Source organism: Stenotrophomonas sp. 85239_Sma (assembly GCF_056481725.1).
This window is the reverse complement of record NZ_CM151163.1, coordinates 1377753-1390059: the sequence shown is the minus strand read 5'-3', so window position 1 is coordinate 1390059 and position 12307 is coordinate 1377753. Positions and strand designations below refer to the sequence as shown.

Annotated in this window: 10 protein-coding genes; 6 read left to right on the top strand and 4 right to left on the bottom strand. The window is 67.8% G+C overall.

Annotated elements, in window-relative coordinates:
- Window positions 1-409: 409 nt before the first annotated feature.
- On the bottom strand, window positions 410-1159 hold the full coding sequence (gene gpmA / locus ACYKG1_RS06560; protein WP_014036448.1) for a 2,3-diphosphoglycerate-dependent phosphoglycerate mutase: 750 nt from the start codon (window positions 1157-1159) through the stop codon (window positions 410-412).
- A gap of 94 nt (window positions 1160-1253) precedes the next feature.
- Between gpmA and nfi the strand changes: the two genes are divergently transcribed.
- Entirely contained in the window at window positions 1254-1928 is a 675-nt protein-coding gene (gene nfi / locus ACYKG1_RS06555; protein ID WP_478472186.1) for a deoxyribonuclease V, read from the top strand.
- Window positions 1929-1966: 38 nt separating this feature from the next.
- Here the strand turns inward: nfi and ACYKG1_RS06550 are convergent, their stop codons facing one another.
- Entirely contained in the window at window positions 1967-2947 is a 981-nt protein-coding gene (locus ACYKG1_RS06550; RefSeq protein WP_262084538.1) for a cation diffusion facilitator family transporter, read from the bottom strand.
- 180 nt (window positions 2948-3127) lie between these two features.
- On the bottom strand, window positions 3128-5377 hold the full coding sequence (locus ACYKG1_RS06545) for a TonB-dependent siderophore receptor (RefSeq protein ID WP_478472184.1): 2250 nt from the start codon (window positions 5375-5377) through the stop codon (window positions 3128-3130).
- Window positions 5378-5663: 286 nt separating this feature from the next.
- Here ACYKG1_RS06545 and ACYKG1_RS06540 point away from each other — a divergent pair, with 286 nt between their 5' ends.
- The gene (locus tag ACYKG1_RS06540) at window positions 5664-7079 is read left to right on the top strand and encodes a GGDEF domain-containing protein (protein ID WP_478472182.1); all 1416 of its coding nucleotides are present in this window, start codon (window positions 5664-5666) and stop codon (window positions 7077-7079) included.
- 13 nt (window positions 7080-7092) lie between these two features.
- Here ACYKG1_RS06540 and ACYKG1_RS06535 read toward each other — a convergent pair whose 3' ends face one another.
- Window positions 7093-8313: an MFS transporter gene (locus tag ACYKG1_RS06535; RefSeq protein ID WP_478472180.1), complete on the bottom strand. Its 1221-nt coding sequence runs from the start codon at window positions 8311-8313 to the stop codon at window positions 7093-7095.
- Window positions 8314-8391: 78 nt separating this feature from the next.
- Between ACYKG1_RS06535 and ACYKG1_RS06530 the strand changes: the two genes are divergently transcribed.
- From ACYKG1_RS06530 to ACYKG1_RS06515, 4 genes are all read left to right on the top strand, one after another.
- Window positions 8392-8841, top strand: a complete 450-nt coding sequence (locus ACYKG1_RS06530; protein ID WP_262084542.1) for a winged helix-turn-helix transcriptional regulator — start codon at window positions 8392-8394, stop codon at window positions 8839-8841.
- A 73-nt stretch (window positions 8842-8914) separates the two neighbouring features.
- A complete protein-coding gene (locus ACYKG1_RS06525; RefSeq protein WP_478472178.1) occupies window positions 8915-10042 on the top strand; it encodes a metallophosphoesterase in 1128 nt (375 codons plus the stop codon).
- 133 nt (window positions 10043-10175) lie between these two features.
- On the top strand, window positions 10176-10859 hold the full coding sequence (locus ACYKG1_RS06520) for a response regulator (RefSeq protein ID WP_262226429.1): 684 nt from the start codon (window positions 10176-10178) through the stop codon (window positions 10857-10859).
- Window positions 10856-12235 (top strand): sensor histidine kinase, encoded by a 1380-nt coding sequence (locus tag ACYKG1_RS06515; protein ID WP_262084544.1) that lies wholly within the window; start codon window positions 10856-10858, stop codon window positions 12233-12235. Before ACYKG1_RS06520 ends, ACYKG1_RS06515 begins: the two co-directional genes overlap by 4 nt.
- Window positions 12236-12307 lie beyond the last annotated feature (72 nt).

The following is a 12307-nucleotide window of genomic DNA, read 5'->3' as shown; positions in this document are numbered from 1 at the left end:
TGCTGGCCATCGACACCTGCGAGTATCTATTCCTGACGGGTATTGGCGAACCGGAGGCCAACTGGCTGCGGCTGGTGATCGAAGAGGGACAGGTGACAGGAGAGCCTCGCCGTGTGGACCTCGGCCATGGACGTTCAATCGAGGGTGTGCGTGCGATAGAGGTAATGCCCCACTCACAGCAGTTTGAGCTGGTTTGGGATCACTACATCAGCTACGCCGTGCACAACGAGTCCTACCAGAGCCGGGACGACTCCGAAGCCTGGAGCGGCAACCTGCTCCGCCGCTACAGCCGTTCGAAGTTCCTTTGCAGCCCCCCATGGGGGTGGCTCTACTGGGGTGCGACAGCGTCAGTCGAGCATGGCTCGACTCCACAAAAGGGAAGGCCGGCTTGCGCCGGCCTTCTGCTTCTTTACTTCGCCTTGCCCTGGTTGGCCACAGCCTCAGCGGCCTTGCGCGCTGCTTCCGGGTCGCCCAGGTAGCGGAACGACTGCACGGTCAGATCGTCGTTCAGCTCAAACAGCAGCGGAATGCCGGTCGGGATGTTCAGCTCGAGGATCTCCTCGCGCGAGACGTTGTTGAGGTACTTGTACAGCGCGCGCAGCGAGTTGCCGTGGGCGGTGACCAGCACGGTCTTGCCGTCCTTCAGCTGCGGCGCGATGGCGTCGTGCCAGTACGGCAGCACGCGGTCCAGCGTGGTCGCCAGCGACTCGGTACCCGGCAGCGCGTTGCGGTCCAGGCCGGCGTAGCGACGGTCATGGATCGGGTGGCCCGGATCTTCCAGATCCATCGGCGGCGGCGGGATGTCGTACGAACGGCGCCACACCTTGACCTGCTCCTCGCCATGCTTGGCAGCGGTCTCGGCCTTGTCCAGGCCCTGCAGGCCACCGTAATGGCGTTCATTGAGGCGCCAGGACTTGTTCACCGGCAGCCAGTCCTGCTCCAGCTCGGCCAGCGCACCCTGCAGGGTGTGGATGGCGCGCTTGAGCACGGAGGTGTGGGCGACGTCGAACTGCAGGCCTTCCTCGCGCATCAGCCGACCGGCGGCGGCCGCTTCCCGGCGCCCCTGCTCGGTCAGGTCGACATCGACCCAGCCGGTGAAGCGGTTGTCCAGGTTCCACTGGCTCTGGCCATGGCGCAACAGTACGAGTTTACGGGTCACTGCAGGGTCTCCAACGCGAGGAAAGGCAGGCTGCCATTGTAGCCCCGGCCGCCGCTCACCGGGCCGTGGCACCGCGCATGCGATGCTGTGCCCAATGAATACGGTGATCGACCCCGGGCGCTGGGAAGGCAGCGTCGCCGCTGCCCGCGCGCAGCAGATCCAGCTGGCTGGCCGCGTGGAGCGCCAGGACCGGCTGCCACGCAACGTGCGCTGGCTGGCCGGGCTGGATGTTGGCTTTGAGGACAATGGCGCCGTCACCCGTGCCGCGGCAGTGCTGCTGGATGCGAAGACGCTGCGGCCCGTGGCTCAGGAAGTCGCGCGCATCGCCACGGTGATGCCCTACATCCCCGGCCTGCTCAGCTTCCGCGAGTTGCCAGCGCTGTTGGCCGCGCTGGCGCTGCTGCCGCGCACGCCGGACCTGGTGTTCGTCGATGGCCACGGCATCAGCCATCCGCGCAGGCTGGGCGTGGCCGCGCATCTGGGCGTGGTCACCGACCTGCCAAGCATCGGCGTGGCCAAGTCGAAACTGGTGGGCCGGTTCGTCGAACCGGGCGCCGAGGCCGGTGCACATACGCCGCTGCTGGATGGCGATGAGCAACTGGGCTGGGTGCTGCGCAGCAAGCTACGCTGCAAGCCGCTGTTCGTGGCCGGTGGCCATCGGGTCAGTGCCGGTACCGCGCTGGACTGGGTACAGCGCACACTGCGCGGTTACCGGCTGCCGGAGCCGACCCGGCTGGCGGATCGGCTGGCCTCGCGGCGGGACGAATAGCCACGCCGGGCACCATCCGGCGCGACCCTCAAATTCAATCAGCGATGCACGTGACCGCGATGGCCCTGCGCGTCCTCGCCATGGTCGTGGCCTTCATGGCCCTCGTGCTCGCCGCCCTTGGCCGGCGCCGGCTCACCACAGGCTTCGCCGCAGTGGTCCGCCTCAATCTGCAGCGTCACGTGCTCGATGCCGAAGTCATCGTGCAGGCGCCCGCCCAGCTCACGGCGCAGCGCATCGGCATCGGTGCCGTCGCGCATCACGATGTGTGCGGTCAGCGCCGGGGTGCTGGAGGCCAGCGCCCACACGTGCAGGTCATGCACGTCCAGCACCGCAGCGTGGCCTGACAGGCTGTCGCGCACCTTGGCCACGTCCATGCCCTTGGGCACGCCTTCCAGCAGCACGTTGATCGCCTCACGCATCAGCACGTAGGTGCGTGGCAGTACCCACAAACCGATCAGCACCGCCAGGATCGGGTCGATCGGCTTCCAGCCGGTCCACTTGATCAGCAACGCACCGGCAATCACCGCCACCGAGCCGAGCATGTCCGCCCACACTTCCAGGTAGGCGCCCTTCACGTTGAGGCTCTCGCCACTGCCGGCCTGCAGAAGGCGCATCGCGATCAGGTTGATGACCAGGCCTGCGGCGGCGATCACCAGCATGCCGGAGGAGGCGATCTCCTGCGGCTCGCGGAAGCGCCCGACCGCCTCCCACAGGATGTAGGCGGCAACCACGAACAGCATGGCGCCGTTGATCATTGCGCCCAGCGCTTCCAGACGTGCATAGCCGTAGGTGCGGCGTGCGTCCGGCGGGCGCCGACTCAGCCGCACCGCGACTAGCGCGATCATCAGCGCCAGCGCATCGGTGGCCATGTGCGCGGCGTCTGACAGCAGTGCGAGGCTGTTGGTCCAGAACGCGCCCACCACCTCCACGACGAGGAAGGTGGAGGTCAGGCCGAGTGCCCACCACAAGGGTTTCTCGTGACGGATCTCGGATGGCAGGTGATCGTGGTCGTGGCCCATGGCAACAGCTCCTTTGCGATGCGGTGCAGGCTACGCCGTGCTGGCGGGGGAGACTATTACGCTGTTTATAACATTGCAGGCCACGCGGTCCCTCACCGGACATGGCCCGGCGCTACCGGAGCGTGGCCGGTAGCGCCAGGCCACGCCTGGCGAACGCAGCGGATCGACGTCCGCGTGCGGTCAGAACCCGAAGCGCAGGCTGGCCCAGTACGCGCGGCCCGGCTCGTTGTAAGTCGCCGCGCCCGCATCGCTGCTGTTGGCCTCGCGGAACAGGCGCTTGTCGGCCAGGTTGTTGACGCCGAAGCCGAAGCTGACCGTCTCGGTCACCTTGTAGCGCGCGCTCACGCCCCAGATGTTGTACGCACCGCGATCCTGCAGCGCGATCGACGGGTCGCACGTGCCAGTGCAGCGCGGATCGTTGTTGATGTTGGTGGTGGCCGGCTTCTGCTTGCCATAGAAGGTGCCGGTCAGCAGCAGCGACAGCTTGTCGGTGGCCTGCCAGTCCAGCATCGTGTTGACGGTGTACTTCGGAATCACCGACAGCGGCTGGCCGGTGCTCTTGTTCTCGTTCTCCACCATGTAGGTGAAGTTGTTGCTCCACTTCAGGCGGTTGCCCTGCTCGCCCAGCAGCGGGATCACCAGGTTGCCTTCCAGCCCCTGCACGATCGCCTTCGGCGCGTTCTCCCAGCGGAAGATGCGGCCGCGGCCATCCGCAGTCAGGCCGATCTGGTCGTAGCCGGCCTGGATCTTGTCCTTGTAGTCGTTGTGGAAGTAAGTCAGCGACGCCTGCCAGCCGCTCTGCGGTGCCCACTCGATGCCCAGTTCCTTGTTCAGGCTGGTTTCCGCCTTCAGATCTGCGTTGCCACGCATGTAGCAACCGGCGCCGAGGCTCGGCAGTGCATTCGGGCAACCATTGCCACGGGTGTAGTAGAGATAGTCCGGATTCGACTGGTACAGGTTCGGCGCCTTGAACGCACGCGCGATGCCGCCCTTCACCACCCAGTCGCTGTTGATGCGGAACTGCGCATTGAGGCTGGGGCTGGTGTTGTTGCCGAACTGGCTGTGGTGGTCGAAACGCAGGCCCGGGGTAACGATCCAGCGCTCGCCCAGATAGATGTTGTCTTCCACGAATACGGCGGTGGTCTGCGCATCGGCCTTGCCGCGCGCACGGTCGGCCGACAGCCCCGGGATGCCGCCGCCACTGCTGCTGGACTGGCTCATCGAATACGGGTCGGTCAGGCGGCTGTCCAGGTATTCAAAGCCCAGCGTCCAGATGTTCTCGGCCCCACCCAGCGTGGTCGGGAAACTCACTTCGCCATCCAGCTGGTAGTTGCGCAGGCGCGAGGTCGACCAGTCGGTGCCGTTGAAGCTGCCCTCCGGGCCACCGGCCAGGCCTTCGTTGATGCGCGAGTTGTTCACCGCTTCCACTGCGGCCGTTACCCGCGAGGTCACGTCCCCCCAGCGGCCGCGATGGGTGATCGCGCCGGTGTTGCGGTACATGCGGTTGGTTTCCGCCTCGCCCTCGGCCAAGGCGGCCAGGTCGACTCCGGTCGAGGTACCGGTGGTGCTGACGGCGCGGTCACCGGCGTAGATGTTGCCCTGGCGGCTGGTGCCGGCTTCGAACTCCACCACCTGGTCGGCGGTGATGTCCCAGCGCAGCAACGCGTTGACGTCGCGGTTCTTGACGCCCTCGCGACCGGCCGGCGGCACCGCGTTCGGGTTGGTCGCGTACTGGCGGTTGAGGTCCAGTGAGTCGGCGTCGGTCTTGTTGAGATTGCCGTACAGGCGGAACGACAAGGTATCGGTCATCGGCCCACTGAGCTGCAGGCCGACGCGCTCGCTGCCGCCTTCGGCGCTGTGCTCGGGCACCAGCCCATATAGGTCGACCGCACCGGTCAGGTCGCCGGTCGGGCGCTTGGTGATGATGTTGACCACGCCGCCGGAAGCACCGGAGCCGTAGCGCGCCGCTGCAGGGCCGCGCAGCACTTCGATGCGCTCGATCATTTCCGCCGGTACCCAGTTGGTATCGCCACGCGTATTGCGTTCGCCGCTGCGGCCCATGCGCACGGCATCCCGCGCACCGATGCGCTTGCCATCGACCAGGATCAGCGTGTTCTCCGGCCCCATGCCACGCAGGTCGATCTGGCGGTTGTTGCCGTACTGGCCCGAGGCGCTGTTGCCGGTGAGGTTGACGCCCGGCATGGTGCGCAGCAGTTCGGCGATGTCGTTGGCCGGCGGGCGCCTGGCGATGTCCTCGGCGGTGATGGTCGAAGTACCCAGTGCCTGGCGGGCAATCTGCGAGGCAGTGACATGCACCGTGTCGATATCGGTGGCGTCGGTTTCGGCGTGGGCGGTCAGGGCGCTGCCCGCCAGCAGGGCGGCAACGGCGAGCGCCAGCGGGCGCGGCGAAAGGACAACGGCAGGAGACATGATCTGGACCTTCTGGCAGGGCAACGGGGCCTCTGGCAAAGGGCTTGAGGCAACGACGAGGGGGAGGCGGAGCGTCGCCGCAGTCACCTGCGGCCCGATCCGTGCGCGCATTGTCCCATCAATGCAAGTGATTCTCAAATGCGTTCACTCATTGCCGCAGTGCCGCCGATGTGCTCTGCGCACCGTGCAACCCTGCATCGCGCTTAAACTGGCGGGCTTACCTGCCATCAACCGCACGCCACCGCGGCCGATACCCGTGGTTTGTCGTACGCAGCCAGAGATCGACGTGGAACCACCCCAACTGGACGATGCCAGCCAGCCGCTGGCCGAGGCCTGGCAGCACTGCCTGCAACAGGCCGGCCCCGCCGCCACTGCGCTGTTGCACGCGGCCGCCGACGACGCGCCCCCCACACTGGCCCAGCGCTTCTATGACGTCCTGCTGCAGGACCCGCGCGCGCGCCGTTTCCTGTCCCATGACCAGGTCAAGCAGCGCCTGCAGCCAGCCATGCAGCACTGGCTCGTGCAGCTGCTGACCACCGATGCCAACGGCATTGCCGCCACCGTCGCCTCGCAACGGGTGATCGGCGATGTGCATGCCCGGGTCGGCATTCCGGTCGATCTGGTGACCCGTGGCGCGCGCGTGCTCAAGCACGAGCTGTTCGTGCGCCTGCGCGATGATGCGCCCGACAGCGCTACCGCATTCGCCGCCATCGACTGCCTCAGCGCGATCATGGACATCGCCATGGAAGGCATGACCCTGGCCTACACCCATGCCCGCGAGCGCTCCACCCGTGCCGATGCTGCGTACCGGCTGTTCTCACTGGTGCAGAACGTCGGCACCGAGCGCGAGCGCCAGCGGGCACTGCTGCTGGACTGGGAGAACGCCCTGCTCTACGCGTTGGCCGGTCATGTGCAGGCCAGCGACAGCGCCAGCCTGGCCACCTCGGAATTCGGCCTGTGGTTCACCCACAAGGGCATCCCCAGTTTCGGCGAGAGCAGCGAGACCCGGCAGGTCGGCCAGCTGATGGCCCGCATCGACACCAACCTGCAGCGGGCAAGCAACGATGCCCCGGCGCAGCGCCTGGCGGTGCTGCCGGCCATCCGCGAGGACCTGGCCGCCATCCGCACCCTGATGACGCTGCTGTTCGAGCGCATCGGTGAACTGGATGCCGGCAGCGATGCACTGACCAACCTGCTCAACCGCCGCTTCCTGCCAACGGTGCTGCGCCGTGAGATCGAACTGGCCACGCGCAACCGCACACCGTTCTCGCTGCTGCTGCTCGACCTGGATCACTTCAAGGCGATCAACGACGGCCACGGCCACGATGCCGGCGACCGCGCGTTGCAGCACGTCGCCGGCCTGCTCGGCCAACTCACGCGCGGCAGCGACTACCTGTTCCGCTACGGCGGCGAGGAGTTCGTAGTGGTGCTGGTCGCGGCCAGCGAGTCGCAGGCCTCGGTGATCGCCGAAAGCCTGCGCCGGCAGATCGCACAGTCGCCGGTGGCATTGGCCAACGGCCAGGTTCTGTCGCTGACTGCCAGCATCGGCGTGGCCGGCCATGACGGCCATCCGGACTACGAGCGGCTGATGGCACGTGCCGACGCAGCGATGTACGAGGCCAAGCGCAGCGGCCGCAACCGCGTGGTGGTGGCCAGTGCGGACCTGCAGGAAGCCCCGGGACGGCGCGCACTGCAGCGTTGACGGCATGCCGACGCTACCGACAGCCGGCTCTACCGATACAGGTGGCGGGTGCTGTCACCGCCACCGCCACCACCCGCCACCCCGCCCACCACAGCAACGCCAGCGCCGCGATGCCGGCGCCCAGCAGGCACACCGCGGGCCAGCCATGCCGGGCCTGCATCCAGGGCCCGGCAGCCGCACCAGCACCACTGCCCACCGCATAGAACAGCATGTACAGCGCCACCAGGCGCCCATGCTGTTCTGCCGGTGCACGCAGCAGCAGCGCCTGGTTCGATACGTGCAGTGCCTGCCCACCAAGGTCGAGCACGATGACGCCCAGCAGCAGCAACGACAGCGACTGCGACAGGCCCAGCAGCGGCCACCACGCGGCAAGCATCAGCAGTAACGCGCCAAGGCTGACCCGACCAGTGAAACCGCGGTCCATCCAGTGCCCGACCCGCGCCGCCATCAATGCGCCCACTACGCCGGCCAGGCCGAGCGCACCGATGGCCGCGGTGGACCACTGCAAAGGAGGCGCCGACAACGGCAGCGGCGCCGCCGCCCAGAACACGTTGAGGCCAGCAAACAACAACAGAGCCAGCGGCCCACGCTCGCGCAGCGTGCGGTCCCGGCGCAGCATGCCCAGCATCGAACCCAGCAGTTCGCGCCAACGCGGTGGTAGCACCGGTACCGGCACCGCCGGCAGGCGCCGCCACAACAGCACCGCCAAGGCCCCCATCACCGCTGCCGACAGCAGGTAGACCGCCCGCCAGCCGATGGTGGCTGCGACCGCACCCGATACCACGCGCGCCAACAGCAGGCCGATGAACACACCGCCCTGCACCACACCGACCACGCGACCGCGCTGCTCGGGCGGTGCCAGCATGGCGGTGTAGGCGATCAGGCCCTGGGTCAGCGCCGTGCCCAGCAGGCCGGCCAGCAGCATGCCCGACAACAGCCAGCCCGCCGTGCGTGCCGATGCCAACCACAGCAAGCCCAGCACCAACGCCATCAACTGCAGCCGCAGCAGGCGTCGCCGGTCACCACGATCGGCCAGCGGCAGCAAGCCAAGCAACGCCAGCACGCTACCGACCTGGGTAGCAGCCAGCACCGCGCCGGCCACGGCACGGTCCAGCGCAAAGGCACGTGCAAGCTGATCCAACAGTGGCTGTGCGTAATAGACGTTGGCGACGCTGGCGCCGGCGGCAACCGCAAGCAGGACCTGCAGCGGGCGGGGAAGCGATGTGGCACTCATGATGTGGTTGCAATTTGAAACTTGATGCAGGCTACCGACATTGGTTTTAAACTGCAACCACATTCGGAGATTCCCAGCATGCACGCCGACAGCCCCTGCCCCGTCGCCCGCAGCGCCGATCTGCTCGGTGACCGCTGGGCATTGCTGGTGATCCGCGACGCGTTCGACGGCATCACCCGCTTCGGTGATTTCCAGCGCAGCCTCGGCGCGGCGCGCAACATCCTCAGCGACCGCCTGCGCCGGCTGGTCGAGGCCGGCATCCTGCGGCTGCAGCCGGCCTCCGATGGAACGGCCTACCAGGAGTACGTGCTCACCGCCGCTGGCCAGGAACTGTTCCCGCTGCTGGTCGCACTGCGCCAGTGGGGAGAGCGCCATCGCTTCGAGGCCGGTGAAGCCCATTCGCAGCTGATCGAATCCAGCACGCGGCGACCGCTGCCCTACATGCAACCGCACGGGCGCGACGGTCAGCCCCTGCAGGCCGCCGCGACCCGCGTGCGCAAGCTCAAGGACGACGGGCGCGGCGCCTGATCCGCCCATTCGCGCACACCACGATCCGGCCGCGCCGGTTAGCATCGGATGTTTCCGCCGCCGGACGCCGCCGATGCCGCGCTATCGCCCTTCCCTGATGACCGCCCTGCTGCTGCCACTGCTGGCCTGCAGCGCCGGAGCCACGCAGGCCCGCGAAGTTGCCGCGCCCGCCGGCCACGTGCAGGCCGATGGTCCCTATGTATTCCGCGAGGGCACGCAGCTGCAGGCCAAGTGGATCTGCGACGACAAGGTCGAGTCGCACACGCTGGCCGCGCAGGCCGCAGGCACCGATATCGCCCCACGCTGCGGCTACGGGCACACCGTGCGTGTGGCCGCGCCGGATGCACCTTCGATCTCCGTACTGCCGGCCACACCGCGCATCGTCGCCCTGTCCGACATCCACGGCCAGTACGGGCTGCTGGTGCGCCTGCTGCGCGCCAACAAGGTGATCGATGCGCAGGACCGCTGGGCGCTGGGCAGCAGCACCCTGGTCATTGCCGGCGATGTGTTCGATCGTGGCCCGCAGGTGACCGAAGCCTTCTGGCTGCTGTATGGCCTGCAGCAGCAGGCGGCAGCCGCCGGAGGCGCGGTGCACTTCGTGCTCGGCAACCATGAGACCATGGTGCTGTACGACGACCTGCGCTACGTCAACCCGAAGTACCTGCGCAGCGCCCAGCTGCTCGGCCAAAGCTACCCGAAGCTGTACGGTGCCGATTCGGTGATCGGGCAGTGGCTGCGTACCCGCCCGGTGCTGCTGAAGATCGGCGACACCCTGTTCCTGCACGGCGGCATCTCGCCCGAGGCGGTGGAACTGGCGCTGGACCCGGCGCGCACCAACGCGGCCTACCAGGCGTCACTGGGCCTGCCCAAGGCCGAGGTGAAGGCCGACCCGGCCACTGCGCCGTTGTATGACGGCAAGACCAGCCCGATCTGGTACCGCGGCTACTTCGATGGACGCCTCGACGCGGCGGGTGTACAGGCAGTGCTTGACCGCCTGCAGCTCAAGCGCATCGTCGTCGGCCACACCTCGATGCCCCACGTCAGCAGCTTCCATGGCGACCGCGTGATCGCCATCGACAGCAGCATCAAGAACGGCGAGAACGGCGAACTGCTGTTCATCGAGGAAGGCAGGCTCAGCCGTGGCCTGCCGGATGGCTCACGGGTGCCGCTGGCACAAGGCAAGCCCGGCCTGCAGGACTGAATGGCGGGACAGCGCGACCGCCGCCGGCGGTGCCGCCGCGCTCCACCTTCAGCCGGTTTGCCGCTACCCTCGGCAACCGAGAGGTCCACCCCGTCCTTCCGGTGGGCCTGACCGTCACAGGAGCCCCCCGCGCATGCGCGTTCTGATTGCTGAAGACGACCCGGATATCGCCTCCGGCCTGTGCGCCTCGCTGCGCCGGCAGGGGCACGTGGTTGACCACGTCGACAACGGTGCGCACGCCGACGCTGCGCTGGGCTCGACCCAGTACGCATTGCTGGTGCTGGACCTGGGCCTGCCACAGCTGGACGGCCGCGACGTGCTGCAGCGCCTGCGCCAGCGCGGTGATGGCCTGGCGGTGCTGGTGGTGACCGCCCGCGATGGCCTGGCCGAACGCGTGCGCGTGCTCGACCTCGGCGCCGACGACTATCTGGTCAAGCCGTTCGCACTGGACGAATTCGAAGCACGCGTGCGCGCACAGCTGCGCCGGGTCACCAGCAATGGCAACCCGGACCTGCGCATCGGCCGCCTGCGCCTGGACCTGGCCGGGCACCGCGTATGGATCGACGAGCAGCCGCTGGAACTGACCGCACGCGAGTTCGGCCTGCTGTCGGCGCTGGCGGTACGCGCCGAGCGCATCGTGTCGCGCGCGCAGCTGGTGGAAGCACTGTGCGACTGGGGCCAGGACCTCACCGACAACGGCCTGGACATCGCCCTGCACCGCCTGCGCCGCAAGCTGCAACCCGGTGGCATGGGCATCCGCACCGTGCGCGGGCTGGGCTACATGCTGGAAGACGCGCAGGACGAAAGCGCCTCGTGATCAGTGGCCCCCCCAGCCTGCGTCGACGCCTGCTCGCCTTCCTGGCGTTGCCGATGCTGGGCCTGCTCACCTTCAATACGATCCTGGCCTATTACGTTGCGCTGGACTATTCCAACCGCATCCATGACCGCAACCTGATCGATGACACGCATTCGTTCGCGCAGATGCTGAGCACCATGCCGGTGACCAGCGACCTGTCTCCGCAGGCACGCTTCCTGATCGAGTACGACCCCGACGGCCATCGCTACTTCAACGTCGACAGCAGCCGCATGGGTACGCTCAGCGGCAACGCGGACTTCAGCCCGTACGCCCCTTCGCAGGACTGCACCGGTGTGCATCCGGCGCTGTACGACGGCAACCTCAATGGCCAGCAGGTGCGCATGGCCACCGTCTGCACGCAGGCGATGAACGACCCGCAGGACCAGCTGGCGGTGACCGTGGCCGAAAGCATGGCCGACCGCCGCCAGCGTGCGCGCGAGATCCTGATGATCATCATTCCGCTGATGACCATGCTGGCGCTGGGCACCGCCGCCCTGGTCTGGTTCGGCGTGACCTACGGCCTGCGCATCCTGACCCCGTTGAGGACCCGCCTGGCGCAGCGCCGCGGCGAACTGGCGCCGATCTCCGATGCCGACGTACCGGAGGAAATCCAGCCGCTGATCAGCACCATCGACGATCTGTTTGCCCGCCAGGCGGAAATGATCACGCTGCAGAACCGTTTCATCGCCGATGCCGCGCACCAGCTGCGCTCGCCATTGGCCGGCATGGCCCTGCACGTGGATCAGGCGCTGGCGCATGGTGACCCGGACACGGTGCGCGAAGCACTGCAGCACATCCGCCGGCTCAACCAGCGCACCGCGCGGGTCAGCACCCAGCTGCTGGCATTGAGCCGGGCGCAGACCGTCCCGGAAACCGTGGAAGCGCTGGACCTGTGCGAACGGGTGCCGCACTGGGTCCGGATGCGCGTGCCCGAAGCCATCCGCGATGGCATTGATCTGGGTTACCGCGGCAGCCCTCGCCCGCTGCGCGTGCTCGGCAACGGTGCCCAGCTGCAGGAGGCACTGGACAACCTGATCGACAATGCGCTGCGCTATGCCGGCCGCGGCGCGACCGTCACGGTCGGCGTGCACGCGCTGGACGACAATGACGTCGAGCTGTATGTGGAGGACAACGGACCCGGCGTACCCGAGGACGTGATGCCGCGGCTGGGCGAGCGCTTCTTCCGCGCGCCCGGCACCACCGCCAGCGGCACCGGCCTGGGCCTGGCCATCGCCCACGAAGCGGTGGAGCACTTCGGCGGCCGCCTGACCTTCCTCAACCGTGCCGGCGGGGGCCTCAAGGTTGCCATCACGCTGCCGCTGCTGAAGGCCCCCTGACCCGGACCGGGGCGCTGAAAGGCTGGCGAAAATCGCGCTTGCGATCCTGACCATCCCCACTGCCGTCCCGGA